This window comes from Streptomyces milbemycinicus (genome assembly GCF_002154605.1).
Taxonomy (GTDB): domain Bacteria; phylum Actinomycetota; class Actinomycetes; order Streptomycetales; family Streptomycetaceae; genus Streptomyces; species Streptomyces milbemycinicus.
Map to the genome: position 1 here is coordinate 17,548 of NZ_MUNE01000070.1, position 19,494 is coordinate 37,041.

Consider the following 19,494-nt stretch of genomic DNA (forward strand, 5'->3'; position numbering starts at 1 on the left):
TCTGACGGAGTCCCGCACAGGCACTGAACAGCTGAACGGTGACCGGTTCTTGCGCCGTATGCAAAAGCCGCCGGGGAGGCAGAAGCCCCCACCGGCGGCTGACGGGCAGACGCGGGCAGCTGAGCCAGCGAGCCGAGCGGTTACCCGGATGATCCGCTCGTCGGCTCATCAGTCCAGATAAATGAGGGCTTCCGTCCGCGCGCTGTCGTAACGCTCCTGCCCGGAGCCGACGAGGTGCCGCGACAGCCCGGTTTCCTTGTCGTAGCCGTTCTCCTGGGCCCACCCCGCGACCATATGGTTCACCTGCTTCTGGCCGGTGGTGAAGTGATACTCGGTCTGCTGGGCCGCCGCGGCGTTCGCCTGGGCGATCTGGTCCTCTTTCCAGTCGTAGGCGGCCGCGTAGAGAATGCGGTAGGCGGCATCCGTGATGAAGCCGGTGGGTTGGCCTTTGAGGGCGCTGGCAGCAGCCTGCATGCCGCCGGTGATGACGAATTCGGCTGTCTGAATGTGATTCGCTCGCGCGACGGCGCCGTCCTTGTTGTCGCGAACGATGTCGGAGTTGATGCCGTCGTAGAAACCGAAGACGTGCGACGCCCCTTCGATGGCTGCAGCACGTTCGTTCGGATCGCTGAAGTTCGTTTGGGAAAGGGTCCCCGCAGAGTAAAACTTCTCGGCATCAAACATCTCGCCGAATGCCTTACCGTCCTCTGCCACACCACGCATGATGCGGGTGAGGCTCTCTTTGGGAACGGACATATGGGCGTCCTTGCCGCCCGTGCCGTCGTGCCACACGCCGTCCTTGTCCATGTACGGACCAGTGCCGCTCAGGATTTCATGGGTTTCGGGCGTGTAGTCGACAAGCATGCGGCCCAAGTTCGACCGCAGATTGTAGGGTACGTCGGTGCCCTTCCGGCCGTCGTCGAGGATCTTGATGGTGTCGTGCATCACCCGGGACTCGGCCTCGGTGTGGAAGCCAAGGGTGTGATCAGAGCCCGGGACATTCCCGGTGGCGGCAGCTTCCAGCGCCGCGCCAAAGCCCATACGGTTGCCCGGGAGGTCCATGTGGCTGATCCCAATGGAGTTGGGCATGGACGTCGTCGGCCAATGACGATCCTTGAGCAGATATTGCAGGTGATCGTTCTTGCCATCCGCGCCGGGGTCGAGGAACGAGGTCGCGACGTTCGGCTGCTGGCTCATGATGCCGAGCAGGGTGTCGAGCGGGTCGGTCGCTACGTCCTTGTGGGGGGCCAATCCGGCGCCCTGCCACGCGTCCCATCGGCCAGTCCCCAAATCATCGCTCTTCTCGAGAGCGATGATGTCGTTGCCGACGTCGGTCAGGAACTGTTTTCCGTAGTTCTTTCCGTGTGTCATCAGCTCGACGAACGACTGATAGCCGTAGAGCGGGACTGTCCCCCCGTCGAAGTCTTTCGCGCCCGCCTTGCGCAAATCCTCGCGCCACTTCTTGTAGAAGGGGTCGGAGGGCGACTTGGTGGCGGTGGCCAGGGAGGTGGCCACGCCTTCCTGGAGGGCGCGGAAGTCCTTCTTGTCGTCGCCCTTGGCCAGGTCGTTGAGCTTGAGGTTCAGATCGATGGTGCCGTTGGGGCCGATGCCGGCCAGGAATGTCTGGCTGAACGCCTTGTTGTGCTCGTTGTCCCGGAACAGCCGCTGGAACTCGGCCATCTCCTTGTCGCTGAGCTTGTCGCCGGAGTTGAGTCGCGTAGCGAGGTCTTCGGCTTCCTTGGCCTCGACCTTCTCGATGTCGCCTTCCGCTTTGCCGTTGAACCCATTGGCCGCGGGGTCGAGGACGTTGGGGTCCTGCACCGCCGCCTTGAGGGCGAGCTTCACGCCCTGGTCGGCGTCGTCGACCGCCCTGACCGCCGCTTCGATATACCGGGTCCATGACTGCTCGGTGCTGTGCAGGTCCGGGTCATGACGCGCGGCGTTGGCCTCGGATGAGCTGGCCTTCGAGTAGTCGTAGCTTGCGATGCCGGCCTCAGAGACCTTCATACCGGCCTTCACGGCGTCCGCGACCGCCGACTTCACCTTCCCGCGCAAGTCGACGAACTGGGTGTGCGCGTCGCGCAGGATCGAGGCGATGGCACGGGCTTCTTTCGGCGCCGCAGTGAACTGCTCGTCTGTCACCTGCATGTTGGGGCGCGCGACCAGCAGCGACACACCACTCCAAGTCCCGTCGAGCCCGACCGACTTTACCTTGCTGTCGTAAATCTTCCGGACTGCCTCGAACTGTTTGGCGGCCTCATCCCACTTGGTGGCGGCCGTCTCGAGGAGGGACAGGTCGATGGTCATGACCTGGTGGTATGTGAGCACGAGCCCCCCTAGCGGTAGTAGTCCGAGATACGAGACGAGAACGGAGTGTTGTCCGAGTACTGGGCAGACGGAACGGCCGTGGTGAGCTCCGACCCAACTTGGAAGTCATTGCCCAGGAAATACTTGTTGGTCCCGCTCAGTGCGGTTTTCTCCTGCGAGAGCCGTGCCTGAAGTGCCTTGACCGAGGTGTGCCAGCCCTTGAGGGCATCGGTGAGCCCACTCCCGGTGGCCCAGTCCTTGAACTCCTTCTCGGCCTTCTCGGTCGTTTCATCGACGCACTCGCCAGCCTTCTTCGTGTCCGGCTCGACGTCGGTTGTCAAAGCATTGACGGCGCTCTTCTTCTTGGATGCGCTCGACTTCAGGGTGAGCGTTCCAGGGAGGCTCGGACCAGGGGGGTCAGTCTGGTTGAGCTGCATGTGGGTGGACTTCCGCCCCGCCGCAGCATCGGTGCGGAGCTTGGACCACTCGTCCTCAAAGGTCATGATTCCCCCATGGCTACGCATCAAGTGGCGCGTCGCATACGGCGATTAGCCTTCCGAAGTTAGCACGCTGGTGCCTTGTTATTCACCCCTTTCCGGGCACACTGGTCGAACGATCGGTCGGTTTGTGCGTTTCGGCCCTTGAGTGCACGGGTTCTCCTTGCGGAGAATGACGTAACGACTACGCCGCGTGCCGGAAGCTCGAACCAGTGGTGTCCGGAAGGGAAACTTACGGGGTGAGACGCGCGCGCGTCTCTTTGGGTTCCACGGCGGGCGTCATTCACGGGCTATGAAGTGACTGTGGCCCAAGCCGTGGTAGCCCGACACCTTAAGTCATCTCGCCGGCGCCTTGGGTTAGCGCGGTGTTAAGTTGAGGATGCTTCTCGTTCGGCGCTCTCAGGTGAGGGTGCCTGCCGCGATGACGGAGATGAACTCGTGCCAAGCGGGGGCGGTGAATGAGGCGTAGGGAAGGTCGGGGCGCTTGGAGTCCCTGACGGCTATGTGACCTTGGGTGATTGCGAGCTCGACGCAGTCGTCATTGCCTCCGCTGTACGAACTCTTTCGCCAATGATCGCCTTCGGAATCGAGTGCTGAGAGGGTGGCGTTAATGTTCTTCATGCTGCAACTCCCTCGCGATTGTCCGGAAACGTCTGCAAGTCTCTGATGGCATCAGCGCTCGGGACCTCAGGTGGTCGAAAACCTCGATGTATCGGTCCACATCCCCGGGATCCTCAAAGCAGACGGAGTTGGTGAGATTCTCGACCCACACTACTTCGGGAGTGGGCGCAGGGAAATCCATGAGCATGAACGAACCGTAGAGGCCGGCGTGTGCACCCGCTGCGAACGGCAGGAACTGGATAGTGATGCGAGGGTGCTCAGATGCATGCACTAGCCTCTCCAGTTGCTGTCTCGCAACCTCTGTCGAGCGGATGCGACGTCGGATTGCAGCTTCGTCGATGACAGCCCACAGGGTGGGTGCGTTTTCTGTGTCCAGCATCGCCTGGCGCCGCATACGTACATCAACCAGTGCCTGAACCTGGCGGGCTGACAGGTCGGGTCGCATCTCGGTGATGATCTCCCGTGCGTACGCTTCGGTCTGCAGGAGTCCGGGCACGAGCAAGGGTTGGTATGTGCGTAGCGAAGTGGCGCTGGACTCCAGAGTCAAATATCCGCCGTACTGCGTGGTGTTGACCACTGCGGCGTACTTCTTCCACCACGGCCGCTTCTGGGCCTGGTCGGCCCGGACCAGATCAAGGAGGTCCTCGCGGAGGGTTGTGTCGGTGACCTCGTAGCAGTCGAGAAGCGCCTTGACGAGGAGCGGAGTGGTGCCGCGATCACCGGTTTCAATGCGGCTCAATGATCCTTGGCTGACCTCCACCTGGCGGGCGACCTCGGCCAGGGTCAGCTCCGTGTCCTCACGCAACTCTCGGAGCCGGGCAGCAAGTTGGCGGCGGTACACGGACTTCGACACCGTGCTCTTCTTCCAAGCCATGGATCACAGTGTGGTGCGACGTGCAGGGAGGAGCAATCGAACGCGAGGAATATTTCCTACCGACTTGCCGAGTAGCGGATTGCACTGGCATGGTTACGGATCGTGGCAAGTGCGTCACGGCTTGCCGTTCTGCTGCCGCCAACTCCTTGTGCGAGGTGACCACATGGGCGCGCTCTCATCCCCAACCTTGTCTGGATGCCCACCAACGCGAGTCGGCTGGGAGGGCCCGGTGCTGGGCCGTGACCGTGTCGTGGTGCACGCGCGACACAGAGCTGCGTCATGGGTTCGCGAGGGGTGGCGCCTGCCTGAGGCGGCCTTCCAGATCGAATCCGTCGTGGGCGAGCTATGCGCCAACGCTCTGCGTCACGGCGGCGGTCTCGCCTCGTTCGACCTGATCCTCTGTGAGGCGACGGCCTACTGCCCGCCCAGTCTGCGCATCCTGGTAGGCGACTACCTTCCGCATGCGCACCCGCGGATGAGCTGCGATCCCAACGCCGAGCTCGGCGAACATGGGCGAGGGCTGCTCATGGTCACGGCGCTGACGGCCGGCTGGGGGTGGCACCGCATTGGCGCGGATCTGAAGCAGGTGTGGTGCAAAGTCATCCTGCCGCTCGACGCGCTCCCGTGGCTCGTTCGATCTTGAAGGAAACTCCTTCACGGCGGGCATATCGGCCCCTGCGGTGAAGTTGAAGGGATCTGGCATCCGCACCACATGAGCATGTCGGATGACCGGATGGCGCGGTACTCGCGGGAGCAATTGGATGGGTATTTCGTGCCCGAGGATCTTCGCGTGCTCCTGACGGCTCACTGGGAGGGCTGCAACGAGACCGCCGAGCTGTTCGGCATCACCCTGCTGTAACCGGATCAGGTCGACCCGCTGGTGATGACAGTTTCCTCGGCGACCGAGAATGCGACGACCACGGGTGGAGGGCCGTCTTCGTCGCCGCCCAGGAGCTCAGCCGGCACCTGCACGTGGTCGCCGAAGGCTGCAGGGGCTGGATCGGCTACTGGACGTATTCCGACGAGCCTCAGGATCAGCCCACGCCGATCGCCGAGATCGATACCGAGGCCACCGTATGGAGCATGAGCGGACGCACGCTCACCGAGGCGTGCGCCGCCAATCTCGCCTTCTTTAACGACCACCCGGCGGCGGAGCTCGCGCGACTGGCTGACCGCCTTGCCACCAAACTGGGTGTGCCGGTCAGCAGGCGTGACTATGACGCCCTCCACGTACCTGACCTCGCGGTGGATCCGGATGTGCTCTTCGACGAGTTCAACGGCGCAGAGCTCGCGCGGCTGACGGGACGCTGACAACACATTCATGCGCAGACCCGCAGCCACCGGGCGTTGACCCGCATCTGGGCTTGTTGTCCTTGTGCTGCCTGCGAGCGAAGTTCACTCCACTCCTCGTCGAATGACACGCTTCTCTCCCCTGGTGTGCGTGTTTGAGAGCCGAACTCACAAGTCACGCTTAACTTAGGGTGGTTGACCGTACGTGCGGGTAGCCGGGTGGGCGTGTCGCCACGAAAAACCTTGTGCCCCGGGCCAGTTCGGTCCGGGGCAGAGGTCGGTGAGTGCTGGGTGGGCTTGGCCTCGCCGTGAAAGAGCAGGAGGCTTACTTGTCCGGCAGCCACCCCAGCTGCACCAGCGGCGTTCCCCGCTTGCGGGAGGCGAAGAAGCCGCGGCCGTGGGGTATGGGGCGGGGCGGGCGCCGCCGAGGAGGTCGCCTTCTGTGGAGTTGCCGGAGAGCGTGACGCCCTGGGCGCCGAGTCAAGGGCAGCGTGGTAAGCCGCCTGGCCGCTCTGCGCGGCCCCGTCCGACGGCGCTGCCGTCGGCCACTGCCGTCACACCATGCCGAGGCTCTGCCGGGATGCAACTGGCGGGGGCTTGGGCGTCTTATTACGCATCAGGCGAATCAGCGTAGATCATTATTTGGCCCATCGTTCAAGGCGGATTGAACGCTCTGCCAGTTCTCATGCTGGTCTCGCCATGAAGTGCTCTGGTAGAGAGCTGTTTTCGCTTCTGGCAGCGACAGCCCGAGAACTCGGGAAGCTACATAGATCGCCTCGATGGGGGACTTCCCGAGATCGCGCAATTTCCGAAACACCGCCTCCTGTTCGACCAATCCATCCTCGGTAAAACTTGAAGCGAGCGCGTCCAGGAGCGACCGATCCATGTTTATCCTCCTCCCAAGATTTTATCGACATCCAAGGTCATGGAGCTGGGACGCCTGAATATTGATCCGTCCGGCTTGGGGATGTGGCGCTCATAATTGAGCACAACGGTACTGTAGCCTTCAGCGCGCGCTTGTGTTGCCAGGGCATATTTTATCTGCCTGAGCGCATCAGGACCGACCGGCGCTCGGCTGAGACCCTCTGTTCCCTTCGGGAATACCATGAAACCTTCCAGATTCAGAGTGTCGCCGGCTGCGCGCACCGTCGCCATGGTCTCAACCGTCTGCCCGGACAATTCGAATGAGTCGTCCCAGATGTCACCGTCGACGAATCGAGGGCTTGATTTGCAACCCTCCAGACCGAGTGGATCAGCCCAGATGTGAGGGTTGGCAACGTAGAGATGGGGGTTGTCGGCCGGGGCGAGGCCGAGTGGGTCGGGGGTGAGGTAGTGGGCCGTCTCCGGGTCGTAGTAGCGGAAGCAGTTGTAGTTGAGGCCGGTTTCCGGGTCGGCGTATTGGCCGGGGAAGCGGAGTGGGCAGTCCACCGCGCCCGGTTGGGTTGCGAGGGGGGTGCCCCAGAGGGTGGTGCGGTGTTGCCAGGCGAGGGTGCCGTCGGGGGTGACCAGCTCGGTCGGCGTGCCGACCAGGTCCGTGATGATCGCGTGGAAGCGGGCGTCGTACTCGGACTGCGGGGTGGTGTCGGCCAGAGCGGGGAGCGGGTGGGCGGTCTCGGGGACAGCCTCAAGGGTCTGGTGTGTGGATTGGCATATCGGGCGGTGGGTGCCCGGAGCGTAGTCCCATGTCGTGGCCGTGCCATCCGGGGTGGTTTGCTCAGCCAGGCGGGTGCCGTCCCAGGTGAAGGTGAGGGAGGTGCCGTCTGGGCTGGTTTTGGATATGCGGCGGCCGAGTGGGTCGTAGGTGTAGTGCCAGTGTTCGCCGTCGGGGGTGGTGGCGTCGGTGAGGTGGTCTTCGGCGTTCCAGGTGTAGGTCCAGGTGCGGGTCTGGCCGTTGAGGAGTTTGCGGATGCGGCGGATCAGGCGGCCTGCCGCGTCGTGTTCGTAGGTGGTGCGGCCCGCGTGGCGGATGAGGGTGCCCTGGTAGCCGCGGTCTCCGGTTGTGGGGTGGGCCGGTGCGGTGGCGTGGGTCTGGTTGCCTGTCGTGTCGTAGGCGTACTTCTCGCTCCAGCCATGGGCCTGGACGCCCGCTGTACGGCCCATGGGATCCAAGGTGAAATTCCGCGTCCCGGAGGTGAGTTCGCGGATTTCGGTGAGGTAGCCGTCGGGGCGGTAGGTGTAGGTGCGGTGCTGGAGAAGGTGGTTCTGCGGTGAGGTGGTGATGCTTTGGGCTTCCAGGCGTCCCGCATCGTTCCAGGCCTGGGTGAGCGTTACCTCTCCGGTCGTACGCTTCGTTTCGCGGCCTGCGGCGTCGTGCGTGAAGGTGAGGGTGTTGTCGGCCGTGGTGAGCGTGGCCGGGCGGCCGGTCGCGTCGTAGGTCCAGGTGGAGGCGAGGCCCGATGGCGTGGTGCGGTGGGTGCGGTTGCCTGCCGCGTCGTAGCCGTATGCGGTCGTCCGGCCGTTGACCGTCTCTGCGAGGACGCGGCCCGCTGGGTCGCGTTCCAGGGTCAAATCGGTGTTCGTGTTCGCCGTGCGCAGGAGGGCGCCGCCCGTGTCGTACGCGTACGTCGTCACCTCGCCCGTGGTCTGGTCATGCCGGGCGACGGGGCGGCCTGTCGTGTCGAGGGTGTAGTGCAGTGTTTCGCCCAGTGCGTTGGTCTGGGCGGTGAGGCGGCCTGCGGCGTCGCGTTCGTAGGTGCGGGTGGCGCCGTTGAAGTCGGTTTCGGCGATCAGGCGGCCTGCCGCGTCGTACTCGTAGCGCCACTTTCTGCCCTGGGGGTTGGTGACCTCGGTCAGGCGCAGTTCGGTGTCGTGGGTGAAGGCGTAGTGGGCGCCGTCGGGGTCGGTGCGGGTGGCGGGAAGGTCGAAGTGGGTGTGGGTGTAGGTGGTGGTGTGTCCGGCCGGGTCGGTGTGGCGGGCGAGGTTGCCTTCGGTGTCCCACTGCCACACCTTCCGGGCGCCGTCCGGCCCCTCGCGCCAGGCGGGTTTGCCCTCGATGGTCCAGCCGTGGCGGGTGGTGTGGCCCAGCGGGTCGGTGACGGCTGTGACGCGGCCGTGCGGGCCGCGGCGGATACGGGTCGTGTGGCCCAGCGGGTCGGTGATGGCGACGGGCAGACCTGCCGCATTGGTGTCGACCTCGGTGGTATGGCCCAGAGGGTCCGTGACCGACGCAAGGTGGCCCGATGTGCCGTAGGTGTAGTGGGTGGTGGCGCCGGTGGGGTCGGTGGTGGAGGTGCGTGACCCGTGCTGGTCGTAGGTGTGGCGCCAGACTGCGCCGTTGGGCTCGCGGATCTCCAACGGGAGACCCCAGCCGTCGTAGACGGCCTCCGTCACCGTGCCGTCGGGCCCGACGACGGCCGTGAGCCGACCGTCGTCGTCGTAGTGGTGGTGCGTGGTGTGGCCCAGGGGGTCGGTGACGGCGAGGGGATGGCGGTTGGTCTCGTCCCATTCCGTGCGGGTCGTGTTCCCCAGCGGATCGGTCTCGGCGACGACCTTGTACGCCTCGTTGCACACGTACGTGGTGGTGTTGCCTTGGGAGTCCGTATAGCGGGTGGTACGGGCCTGCGTGTCGTAGTGGAGACGGCCGGAGAGGATCCCGTCCGGGCCGATCCCGCGCAGCACCCGGCCACGGTGGTCGTAGACGTAGCCGTACGAGGTGCCGTTGCGGTCCGTCCAGGACGTGACGCGGTGCTGGTCGTCGTACTGGTACCGCAGGGGCAGGCCAGTGGAGTTGACGACCTCGGCCAGATCTCCGGCTTCGCTGTAACCGTAGGAGATCAGGGTCGTGCTGTGCTCATACCCCTCGCCGTGCAGCAGGCGCAGGGAAGTGATCCGCAGCAGGGCCGGATCGGTGTCCACGGCGATGCGGTAGCCACCGCAGTGGACGATCTCTTTCGGTGCACCGTGCTCGTCGTAGGCGATGTCGATGCGGTCGCCTTCCCCTTCGCCGGTCCGGTCGGTGATCGCCGTCAGAACCAGCTCCCGGCCACCTGCTGGCAAGGGCGCGAAGTGCAGGGTGCGGTGGTGTTCCGGGACGGTGACGGTGAAGGCGCTGTCGGGCTTGCCGTCCCAGTGCAATGGCCAACGCGGCCCGGAGGTGGGGAGCGTCGGGACGTCGGGCTCGGGTACGGGGTAGGTGAGGAGCATGCCGTCGTCGGTGACGTAGACGACCCCGGCGTCGTCGATCTCCAGACGCTGATCGAGCGTCCCGGCCCAGGTGCGGCCGAACCAGCCACCACACGGATGCCCGGAGACATAGTGGCGCTCCAGGACCAGGGGCAGGGCACCGGGCAGGCTCACGTCGGTGGCGGACATGACCATCTCGCCGGTCGCCACATCGATCGGCTCACCGGTCGTGCAGCGCTTCGAGCCCGGGGTGCAGTTCCGCTTGGGATCAGTGTCGGTCCGCCTGCGGGCGCTGCCGTCCCGGCGCAGCCCGCGCTCGCGGTTCAGCAGGCGCTGGGCGGCATTCTTGGCCACGGAACCGCCGCGGCGCACCGCGCCCGAGCCGCCGGTGGCCAGGGCCAGGAGGAGTTCGGGGGTGAGCTGCCCGGCCGCGCGGGCGGGGTTGCGCTGCCACTCGTCCCAGTTGGTGACCGCCTTGGCGAACTCCTTCGGATGATCGACCGCGTAGGCCACACCGTCCTGGATGCCGGCCAGATGGAGGCCGATACCGTCCGGCCCGTCTTTGACAAGGTCGTCGAAACCCTCGTACCACCCGTACAGGGTGTCGCCCGCGCCGCCGGCGAAGTCCCCGAACCCTTTCTTGAACTTGTCCCAGCCTTTCGGTGCCGGCGGCTTGTCCGGGGCCTCTTTTGCCGCCTTGGCGAGCTTCTTCTTCGCCGCGTCGACGACCGGCCGCAGCTCCCCCTCGAGCTTGTCCAGACGCCGGTAACACCCCTCCAGCGCGGTGATCCCCGGATCGTCCTTCGGTGGGCGCTCCGGCAGGGTGTCGTCCTTACGGTCCACGGCGGCGTTGTACGCCGTGACGTCCTTCCAGTACGCCTTGGACGCCGCCCGCGCCGCATCCGCGTCCTCGATGATCGGCTTGACCCGCTTCTGCACCGAACGCAGCTTGTCCGCATACGAATCCAGAGCATTCGCAGCCGCATGGAAGTACGTCTGCGCGGACTCCAACTCCAGCGGAAGCTTCTCCGTCGCCTTCTGAAAACCCTCCGAACCGGCCCCGGTCCAGTCCATCAACGACAGGACATCCAACTGCCCCTGACCGTCCTTGAACGCCCCCGCATAAGCCCGAAGCCTGACCACCAGATCATCGACATCCGACGGATCGCCATAGATGACATCCGCCGGCTCCGCGCCCGGCGGAATGCGCTCAGCCGAACCACCCTCCATCGCATCACGCTGAGTCACGCGACCGCCCCCTCAAGCCGTAGTCGTCGAGCCAGGGCTCCTGGTAGATCTCAGGTGGCGGGTCGTACGTCGGCTTGGAGCCGTACTGCCACGCCTTCAGCCCGTGTTCCCCGAACGGCAGCTTGGCGATGTTGCCTGCGGTCGGCGCGAAGTTCCCGATGCGGCGCGCGTCGACGACCGACTCCTCCAAAGGCATCAAAGTGTCACGCACCGAAGGAATCTCGAGCTTGTAGACGTCACCCGGCTTCGGACCACCCGAAGACGTTCCCCCATCATGGCCCGTCACTCCGCAATCCCTGTGCCCGCGGCCCTGAGCGCTTCTGCAGCCAGCGGGGAGGGGCCTTCATCCGACGGATCGACCAACGCCCCTACGCCCTCAGGCAGCGGCCCCGCCCGATCCTCGACGGTCGTGGGCGCCCATTCACGTGCCCCCGCGAACAGCGGAAGCCGTTCCATCGATGTGAACGCCAGTGCCACAGGCCAGACTTCTACTGTCTGTGTGACTGGGCGGCCGGGCTCCTTCGGGCGCTGCAGGTGCAGCTGCGGCTCGGGCAGCGTCGCCCGCCTCTCCCGCTCTGACACCTGCGTGGCGGCCGCTGGGAGTACCTGGTCGGCCAGTTTCCTGCCACTGCGTCGGGGTGTACCCGAGTCGTTCATTCCCCCGAACACAAGGGCTATCTTGACACGGGCGAGCGATGCCCTCAGTGGTCGCCATGCCTCTGCGCAGCCACCCCCGACGTACTTGTGAATCTGCTGGATTGAGAGTGCTGCCCTCGCTACCCGCCTATGGTGAGATACCTGGTCGCGCAATTCCTGCCCGACTTTGAACTGACAGGCTCTGTTTGGAGTCGAGCGCCCTGACTGGAGCATTTCGGGCGTCGGGCTTACGCGACGCGATGGTGGTGGCGGCTCAACGAACGGCTGGTTTGTCCCAGTGGATGGTTACAGGGCCGTCTGGCAGTTGGTCTGCGCCGGGACACTTGAACCAGTCCTGGGTTAGGTCGCGTACGGCCTGGGCGGTGAACTCGGTCAGCGCCTGCAGCCCTCTGCTTGACTTATTCAGCTTCCGCCCGTCATCAATTTGGTTGCCCACCATGGTGGCGTTTGCGCCTATTAGTAGCCACTCTGTGGCGGTTCTAGGGGTATTGGTGCATGAGACGTATAGATTGATAGCCCCTCCGGTGGTCAAGGATCCATAAGCCTTGCCTAGGGAAACAGGAATCCCTTTGGGGCGATAACTGCGTTTGTGGCCGAGGGCATCCTGATAGGATACGTAAATGCGACTATCATCTACTTTCGCCTCGCAAGTTCCCAGCAATGACCAGCCGCCAAATGTTTTGGCGTCTTCCGTGTACTTCGATCCCTTGGCGAGCAAGAGGGGTGCCGCTTTTTCGCCGGAAATGCGATTATGGCAGATCCGCTGGGGGATCTTGATGGTGTGGGTATCGGACCGTGAATTGTTCGCCGCCCACCATGTGCCGGCGCCGAGTACCAGGAACAGTGTGGCGGCGATCCCTTTGCTGCGAGTCGAGAGTAGTGGCTTCAGTATCATGTGCGAGAGGCACCTACTTCCTTATGAAGCCTCGACAGCGTTGGCGCTATATGCTGCATTGTAGACCTGCTGAGCGGCGTTCTTAACGCTTTGATTCTTGGCGTCTATGCCCGCCTGGGTTGCTGCATCATAAAATGCTTGTTTTGCTCTTTCGGCCCTCTTTACGCGTTCGGTTGTTAGGTATGCGTCTTTATTTTCCTGAATCTTTTTCGCTGCGTCGTCCGGATCCGCTGCTCTATGATCCAGGACGGCCTCTCGCGCGTCCTCGATCACCCACCCGGCGACATCGCCAGCCACAGGGATATTGTCGATGGCGCCAATTCCCAGATCCACGAATCGACCGATCCATCCGTCTCCGGCTGTCAGTGAATCATTGTATTCTTGAGCCTTCTGTGCACTGTCGTCGGCAGCTGCTATTGCATCAGCCCGACCCTGGGCCGCGTTTCCTTCGACCATTGCGCCTGGGGTCACGGCTATCTCGGCTAGATTCCCGATATCCTCGTTGTCTCCGCGATGAGTTATTGCTTGACGGAGCGTTTCGGCGGTCACTAATTCCTGAGCTTGTGTGACGGCTGCGTATGCGTCAGGGTCTGCTGTGGTCGTCTTCAGGAACAGATCCAAAGTGTGTTTGTCCTCCGGCTTTGAGAGATCCGGTTCGGCGCCGGTGTCTCTGATGTAGCCACTTTCGTCTCCACCTGCGTAAACTCGCTGGATATCGTACATATACTCTGCGGACATATTACCGAGGCTGCCTGCGATGGGGGCGAGTTCGCCGTCCCCCTTGAAGAGCTCGGGGTTCGCAGCCACTCTCTTCACCACCGAGTCGAAGATGTCGGCCTGCTCCTGTGTGTGGTTCTTCGCGGGTGCGTCGCTGTCGTACGGGCGCCCGGACGTGGCGGACTCGAGAGCGTGTCCGAGTGCTTCCTTGCCGAAGTTCTCAGTGTCGGAGACCTTGGTGCCCACGGCGCCGTATGCCCACTCACGTGCGCCCTTGCCGTCCTTGTCCCCGAGAAAGTAGTCGAGGTTGCTGATCTTCTTGAGTCCGTCGTGCTCGCCCTCACCCGTGGAGCCGTGGAAGAACTCCGTCGACGCTCCGGGACTGTGCGAGAGACCTTCCAAGAGGCCAGCCATGGGGTCCCAGCCGGGACCGCCGTCCTTGTCGAGGTTGAGGCCGAACCCATCCGCCCCGAGCCTCGAATATGAGTTGTGCGGTTGCGGCCAGGCCCCCGGGTGCTTGCGCTCGAATGTGACCATGTCCTCTGCGATGGGAGTGAGGAACGACTTATCGTAGCTACCGTGGCGTAAAATTGCTCCGAGGACTTGATAGCCTCGAATTTCGACTCTGGCGCTGTTCCTTTGGAATGTGAGAGGCGCGCGCCCCACCCGCTTGAGGTCTGTCTGCCATGCCTTACCGAGGTAGTCCCTGTCCTCTCGGAAGGCCGTATTGGGGTCGTCCTTCCCGGTGGGGGGCCGAGTGGCCGTTGCGAGGCTCTCGCCCATGCTTGTCTGAATGCTTTGAGCGAGCTTGAGCTGCGTTTTGTCGCCCTCGTTCTGAGCGTCGAACGCGATCTCAGCCTGAAAGCGCAGGGCATCCTTCGGGCCCAGGGCCTTGTAGAAATCGACAGCGAACTCGCGGTCCTTGGAGTTTTGCGCGAAAAGCCGCTTGAGTTCGGCGAGTTCCGTGATGCTGAGCTCACCACCGTCCCGGTACTTCGCGAGGCTCTTCCTGGCAAGCTGAACTGCTCGCGCGGACTGGGCGTCATCCAGGGAGTCGTATTTTGCGTGGCCGAAGTCATGGCTGTCGTTACCGTGAATCTTCTTCAGGGCGCTTGAAGCGGAATTGTCGATGTCATCGGCCTGGGCGATGAGATTGTTGATCCGGTGCTTCAGGCGGTCTTTGTAGTCGAGTTGCGCCGTCGTGTGCTCGTCATTTGTGTCGCGTCGATGCAGATATACGCACTGCACCGTGCCGTCCGGTAGGCCGGTAACCTGAATCTGCTTGTTCTTGGCGTCGACGTCCACGGCCTCCTTGAGTGCCGACTGGAGCGCCGCGAGTTCCTTGTGGGCGTCGCGGAGCATGGCCCAGATGGCTTTGGCCTCGGCATGGGCGTCGCTGAACTCTTTGCCGGTCTTGCGCACGAAGGGCCTGGTGACATCGGCGTTGACGCCGGCCCAGCGGGCGGCTTCGGATTGTTTCACCATGCCGTCCCTGGCGTCCGTGGCCAGGGTCTCGAGTTGGTCCACCATCTCCTTCCAGTCGTCGGCTGCCGAGCCGAGGCTGGTGAGGGAGATGTGATACAGGTCGTCGAAAGTCAGGTGTGCCATATGCGGTCCCCGTCCCGTCCCCTACTTGTAGTACTTGGAGATCTCGGAGACCGGCATGGCGGTCCCGTCCAGGCGTGCCATGTCGGCGGCGATCTTCGCGTCCGTATGGGCCTGTGACTTCTTCGAGTAGTCGAGGTGGTTGGAGATATGGGCGCAGGCCTGTAGCAGCGTCTTGAGCTGGTCGTTCCAGGTCATGGCCATGGTGGTGAGAGCGCCGCCCAAGGTGAAGTGGTGGTTGGTCAGCGTGCTGGCGGCCTTGATGGTCGAGCCGTCGTCCTTTGCTCCACGGGTCATGTCTCCCGCCTTCTTGAGGCGGTCGTGGAGTAAGAAGGCCTCGTGGCCGACCCGTCCCAGATCGTCTTGGTGCACGATCAGGTCGCCGGAACCGCCGCCACCCCCGGATGACCCCTTCCCGGCTTCGTTGAGACGCATGCGCGTCGTCGCCTCGGCCCGGAGCCCGTTCCACTCTTCTTCGAACGACACGCTTCTCTCCCCTGGTGTGCGTGTTCGAGAGTCAAAGTCATAAGTCACGCTTAGCTTAGGGGAGTTGACCGTACGTATGGGTAGCTGACGGGGTGTGTCGCCGTGCGAAAAGACCTCTGCCCCGGGCCGGGCGGCCCGGGGCAGAGGTCTGTCGGTGATCGACGGTGCGGGCCTACTGGTCCGGCAGCCATCCCAGCTGCACCAGCGGCGTCCCCCGCTTGCGGGAGACGAAGAAGCCGCGGCCCGGGGGCATGGGGCGGGGGCGGACGCCGCCGAGGAGGTCGCCTTCGGTGGGGTCGCCGGAGAGCATGACGCCCTGGGCGCCGAGTTCCTTGATGCGCTGCATGAAGGACTCGAACATCGAGCGGGAGGCGCCGGCGGAGTTGCGGGCGATGATGAAGCGCATGCCGACGTCGCGTGCGAAGGGCAGGTTGTCGGTGAGGACGGCCATGGGGTTGCCGCTGCTGGTGGAGACGAGTTCGTAGTCGTCGATGATGATGAAGAACTGCGGTCCGCTCCACCAGCTGCGGTCGCGCAGCTGCTGGGGGGTGATGTCCGGCTTGGGGGCGCGGCGTTCCATGAGGCCGTTGAGGGCCGAGGTGTGGACCTGGAGGGCCGAGGCGATCGGGGCGTACTCCAGGAGGTGGGAGTCGGGGATGACGTCGAGCAGGGAGCGGCGGTAGTCGCCGACCACGATCTTCGCCTCGTCCGGGCCGTACCGCTCGGTGATCTGCTTGGCGATGAGCCGCAGCAGGGCCGTTTTGCCGGATTCGCTCTCGCCGAAGATGAGGAAGAAGGGGTCGGATTCGAAGTCGACGAAGACCGGTTCGAGGTTGGTCTCGTCGATGCCGATCGCGATGCCCTGCTGGGGGTATTCGAAGCCCTTGGGCAGGTCCTCGGCGCGTAGGCGGCGGGGGAGGAGGCGTACGCGGGGGGCGTGCGGGCCGTTCCAGTTGGTGGTCACCGCGCGGACCAGCTCGCCGGAGGCGTCTGTGATGTCCTCGGGGTCGCTGCCCGAGTCGATACGCGGCTGGGCGCCCATGAAGTGCAGCTTCTCGGGGAGCTGGCCGCGGCCGGGGACGCCGACAGGGACGTTCGCGGCGACCTTGCGGTCGAATTCGGAGTCCATCGTGTCGCCGAGGCGCATCTCGAGGCGGTTGAGGAGCTGGTCCTTCAAGGCGGCGCGGACTTCCATGTTGCGGGAAGCGGTCACCACGATGTGGATGCCGTAGCCGAGGCCGCGGCCCGCGATATCGGCCACGACCCCTTCCAGCATGTCGTACTCCTGCCGGAAGTTGGCCCAGCCGTCGATGATGAGGAAGACGTCGCCCCAGCCCTGTTCCGCGTGCTCGCCGCGGGCCCGCTGGCGACGGTAGGTGCCGATCGAGTCGATGTTCTTGGCGCGGAAGTACTCCTCGCGCCGGGCCAGGATGCCGGCCACCTCGGCGATGGTGCGCCGTACCCGCTCCGGGTCCAGCCGGGAGGCGATGCCGCCCACATGCGGCAGGTCGGCCACGGAGCTCATGCCGCCGCCACCGAAGTCCAGGCCGTAGAACTGCACCTCGGCCGGGGTGTGGGTGAGCGCGAAGGCCGAGATCAGGGTGCGCATCAGCGTGGACTTGCCGGACTGCGGGCCGCCGACGACCAGCATGTGGCCCGCGGCGCCGGAGAAGTCGCGGTAGAGCACGTCGCGTCGCTGCTCGAAGGGCTTGTCGATGAGGCCGAGCGGGACGACGAGGTTGCCCAGGCGCGGGTATTCGGGCGCGGTCAGGCCGCGGCCCTCGACCGGGGACAGCGCCGGGAGCAGCTGGTCCAGCGAGGGGGCCTCGTCCAGCGGCGGGAGCCAGACCTGGTGGGCGGGGGCGCCCTGGCCCTCCAGGCGGCGGACGATGACGTCGAGGACCGTGTCGGCCAGCGCGTCGTCCTCTTGGCGGGACGGGGTGGTGAGGGCCGCCGGGTCCGGGGTGGTGTAGGTGACCGGGACCGGGGTGGCCGTGAAGATGACCGGCCGGCGCTCGATGGGCAGCGAGGTTCCGTCGAAGTCGGCGGGCGCCACCCCGGTGCGGTACACGCCCGAGACGTACGCGGCCTTGAAGCGCGTCATCTCGTCCGTGCCGAACTTCAGATAGCCGGAGCCGGGGACGGACGGCAGGTGGTACGCGTCGGGCACGCCCAGCGCCGTACGGGACTCGGCGGCGGAGAAGGTCCGCAGACCGATGCGGTACGAGAGGTAGGTCTCCAGGCCGCGCAGTCGGCCCTCTTCCAGCCGCTGTGAGGCCAGCAGCAGATGTACGCCCAGGGAGCGGCCGATACGGCCGATCTGGATGAACATGTCGATGAAGTCGGGCTTGGCCGTCAGCAGCTCGCTGAACTCGTCGATCACCAGGACGAGTGAGGCCACGGGCTCCAGCGGGGCGCCGGCCGCCCGCGCCTTCTCGTAGTCGTGGATGTTGGCGTAGTTGCCGGCCGAGCGCAGCAGCTCCTGGCGTCGCTGCAGCTCACCGGTGATCGAGTCGCGCATACGGTCGACGAGTGTCAGGTCGTCGGCGAGGTTGGTGATGACCGCCGCCACATGCGGCAGCTGCGACATGCCCGCGAAGGTCGCACCACCCTTGAAGTCCGCGAGAACGAAGTTCAGCGTCTCGGACGAGTGGGTGACCGCGAGTCCCAGCACCAGGGTGCGCAGCAGCTCGGACTTGCCGGAGCCGGTGGCGCCGACGCACAGGCCGTGCGGGCCCATACCGTCCTGCGCCGCCTCCTTGAGGTCCAGCATGACCGGCGAGCCGTCCTCGCCGACGCCGATCGGCACCCGCAGCCGCTCGGCCATCGACCGCGGCCGCCAGGTCCGGGAGACATCCACCGAGCCCGCGTCGCCGAGCCCCAGCAGATCGGTGAAGTCGAGGTTGGCCAGCAGCGGTTCGTCGTCGTCGCCCCCGCCCATGCGCAGCGGCGCCAGCTGCCGGGCGAGCGCGTCCGCGGCCTCGAGGGACAGCGAGTCCGGGGCCCCGTCGTACGCCGCGACCTGCGACAGCAGCTCCAGCTTGCCCGGCCGTACGATCACCGAGAGCCCGCCGCGCAGCTCGTCGAGGTCGCCCGCCACCACCTCGATGACGGTGACGCCCTGCAGGCCCTCCTGCGCCGCGAACGCCGACTCCGGCGGCACCATTCCGCCGTCCAGCACGACCACCACATGCGGCTGGTCGAGCAGCGGCTGGGCGTCCTTGCTGAACCGGGACCGTCCCTCCAGACGCCCCTTGAGCAGCTCTTCGAGCTCCGCGAGGGAGTCGCTGAACAGCCGTCGCGAGCCCGCCCCGTCGATCGCGCCCGGCACCTGCAGATGGGGCAGCCACTTCGTCCAGTCCCAGTAGGCCGCCGAGCTGCGCGGTGCGACCACCGCGATGACGAGGTCCTCGGGCGAGTGGAAGGTGGCCAGCTCACCGACGAGCGCCCGCGCCGTGCCCCGTACCGAGTCCGGCTCGCCGGACACCGTCACGTGGTAGAAGGCGCGCAGCGACACCGCCATCGGCATGTATTCCAGCGACCCCTGGGTTGCCAGGAACTTCTGCATGGCGCCCGCCGTCAGCGGCTCCAGGTCGTCGACCGCGGCCGTGTCGGGGGCGACCAGCGGGGTGGACAGCTGCTGCGAGCCGAGCCCGATCCGGATCTGTGCGAAGTCGTTGTCGCTCGCCCGGCGTTCCCACACCCGGCTGCCCTCGGCCACCACCGACCACAGCTGGTCGGGGGAGGGGTGCAGATAGAACTGGGCGTCGCGCTGTGACCGCGCGGTGCGCCGTACCGTACGGCGCGTCTGCGCGAGGTATTTGAGGTAGTCGCGGCGCATGTCCGCCAGCTGCCCCTGCGAGCCCTGCCGGTGCCTGATGAACATCGCCACGGTCATGCCGAGTGTGGAGAACATCATCATCACGCCCATGATCTTCATCATCGGCGCGGCGCCGGGCATGAAGAAGTAGACCATCGACGAAGCCATGCCCAGTGTGGGCAGCAGCTGCATCAGGACGCCCTCTTGCTGGCCGCGCGGCAGCTCAGGGGGCGATTCGAGGCGGAGTTCCTCGCTCGGCACCTCGGGCGGGAGAGCCCGCGGTTGGCGCTTGACGACGACCTGGCTCACCGGATCTCTCAACCCCTCAACGCAGATGAACAGTTCCTCTCCGGCA

Annotated in this window: 14 protein-coding genes; 3 read left to right on the plus strand and 11 right to left on the minus strand. The window is 65.1% G+C overall.

The window, feature by feature from the left end; translation table 11 throughout:
• Window positions 1–168 precede the first annotated feature (168 nt).
• The 4 genes from CCN51_RS06455 to CCN51_RS06470 form a co-directional block, all read right to left on the minus strand.
• On the minus strand, window positions 169–2,307 hold the full coding sequence (locus CCN51_RS06455; RefSeq protein ID WP_238545360.1) for a hypothetical protein: 2,139 nt from the start codon (window positions 2,305–2,307) through the stop codon (window positions 169–171).
• A 29-nt stretch (window positions 2,308–2,336) separates the two neighbouring features.
• Complete coding sequence (locus tag CCN51_RS06460; RefSeq protein WP_014175978.1) at window positions 2,337–2,810, minus strand: ANIS5 family metal-binding protein; 474 nt, start codon at window positions 2,808–2,810, stop codon at window positions 2,337–2,339.
• Window positions 2,811–3,203: 393 nt separating this feature from the next.
• Window positions 3,204–3,425, minus strand: coding sequence for a DUF397 domain-containing protein (locus CCN51_RS06465; RefSeq protein ID WP_078610415.1), 222 nt, complete (start codon window positions 3,423–3,425; stop codon window positions 3,204–3,206).
• Window positions 3,412–4,299, minus strand: a complete 888-nt coding sequence (locus CCN51_RS06470; protein ID WP_043486640.1) for a helix-turn-helix domain-containing protein — start codon at window positions 4,297–4,299, stop codon at window positions 3,412–3,414. Before CCN51_RS06470 ends, CCN51_RS06465 begins: the two co-directional genes overlap by 14 nt.
• A gap of 229 nt (window positions 4,300–4,528) precedes the next feature.
• Between CCN51_RS06470 and CCN51_RS54790 the strand changes: the two genes are divergently transcribed.
• The 3 genes from CCN51_RS54790 to CCN51_RS06480 all read left to right on the plus strand — a co-directional run bounded on the left by CCN51_RS54790 (window position 4,529) and on the right by CCN51_RS06480 (window position 5,610).
• Complete coding sequence (locus tag CCN51_RS54790; RefSeq protein ID WP_014175976.1) at window positions 4,529–4,942, plus strand: ATP-binding protein; 414 nt, start codon at window positions 4,529–4,531, stop codon at window positions 4,940–4,942.
• 69 nt (window positions 4,943–5,011) lie between these two features.
• Window positions 5,012–5,158, plus strand: a complete 147-nt coding sequence (locus CCN51_RS54795; RefSeq protein WP_014175975.1) for a hypothetical protein — start codon at window positions 5,012–5,014, stop codon at window positions 5,156–5,158.
• 113 nt (window positions 5,159–5,271) lie between these two features.
• Window positions 5,272–5,610 carry a hypothetical protein gene (locus tag CCN51_RS06480; RefSeq protein WP_014175974.1) on the plus strand — a complete coding sequence of 113 codons (339 nt, stop codon included), beginning with the start codon at window positions 5,272–5,274 and terminating at the stop codon, window positions 5,608–5,610.
• A gap of 604 nt (window positions 5,611–6,214) precedes the next feature.
• On the opposite strand, the gene CCN51_RS54235 is transcribed toward CCN51_RS06480, so the two are convergent.
• The 7 genes from CCN51_RS54235 to CCN51_RS06505 form a co-directional block, all read right to left on the minus strand.
• Window positions 6,215–6,475, minus strand: a complete 261-nt coding sequence (locus CCN51_RS54235) for a hypothetical protein (protein ID WP_143675734.1) — start codon at window positions 6,473–6,475, stop codon at window positions 6,215–6,217.
• Between the two features lie 2 nt (window positions 6,476–6,477).
• A complete protein-coding gene (locus CCN51_RS06485) occupies window positions 6,478–10,959 on the minus strand; it encodes a DUF6531 domain-containing protein (protein WP_245881582.1) in 4,482 nt (1,493 codons plus the stop codon).
• Window positions 10,946–11,170: a hypothetical protein gene (locus CCN51_RS06490; protein ID WP_238545359.1), complete on the minus strand. Its 225-nt coding sequence runs from the start codon at window positions 11,168–11,170 to the stop codon at window positions 10,946–10,948. Before CCN51_RS06490 ends, CCN51_RS06485 begins: the two co-directional genes overlap by 14 nt.
• A 699-nt stretch (window positions 11,171–11,869) precedes the next feature.
• A complete protein-coding gene (locus CCN51_RS54240; RefSeq protein WP_143675735.1) occupies window positions 11,870–12,511 on the minus strand; it encodes a hypothetical protein in 642 nt (213 codons plus the stop codon).
• 21 nt (window positions 12,512–12,532) lie between these two features.
• Entirely contained in the window at window positions 12,533–14,836 is a 2,304-nt protein-coding gene (locus tag CCN51_RS06495) for a hypothetical protein (RefSeq protein WP_014175971.1), read from the minus strand.
• A gap of 21 nt (window positions 14,837–14,857) precedes the next feature.
• On the minus strand, window positions 14,858–15,319 hold the full coding sequence (locus CCN51_RS06500) for a hypothetical protein (protein ID WP_014175970.1): 462 nt from the start codon (window positions 15,317–15,319) through the stop codon (window positions 14,858–14,860).
• A 172-nt stretch (window positions 15,320–15,491) separates the two neighbouring features.
• Window positions 15,492–19,448, minus strand: coding sequence for a type VII secretion protein EccC (locus CCN51_RS06505; RefSeq protein WP_014175969.1), 3,957 nt, complete (start codon window positions 19,446–19,448; stop codon window positions 15,492–15,494).
• Between the last annotated feature and the right edge of the window lie 46 nt (window positions 19,449–19,494).

Excerpts from the sequence above, each read along its gene's own strand:
- CCN51_RS54795 (WP_014175975.1), top strand. The coding sequence starts at position 5,012 with ATGAGCATGTCGGATGACCGGATGGCGCGGTACTCGCGGGAGCAATTG.
- CCN51_RS06495 (WP_014175971.1), bottom strand. The coding sequence starts at position 14,836 with ATGGCACACCTGACTTTCGACGACCTGTATCACATCTCCCTCACCAGC.
- CCN51_RS06470 (WP_043486640.1), bottom strand. The coding sequence starts at position 4,299 with ATGGCTTGGAAGAAGAGCACGGTGTCGAAGTCCGTGTACCGCCGCCAA.
- CCN51_RS06465 (WP_078610415.1), bottom strand. The coding sequence starts at position 3,425 with ATGAAGAACATTAACGCCACCCTCTCAGCACTCGATTCCGAAGGCGAT.
- CCN51_RS06460 (WP_014175978.1), bottom strand. The coding sequence starts at position 2,810 with ATGACCTTTGAGGACGAGTGGTCCAAGCTCCGCACCGATGCTGCGGCG.
- CCN51_RS54240 (WP_143675735.1), bottom strand. The coding sequence starts at position 12,511 with ATGATACTGAAGCCACTACTCTCGACTCGCAGCAAAGGGATCGCCGCC.
- CCN51_RS06455 (WP_238545360.1), bottom strand. The coding sequence starts at position 2,307 with ATGACCATCGACCTGTCCCTCCTCGAGACGGCCGCCACCAAGTGGGAT.
- CCN51_RS54235 (WP_143675734.1), bottom strand. The coding sequence starts at position 6,475 with ATGGATCGGTCGCTCCTGGACGCGCTCGCTTCAAGTTTTACCGAGGAT.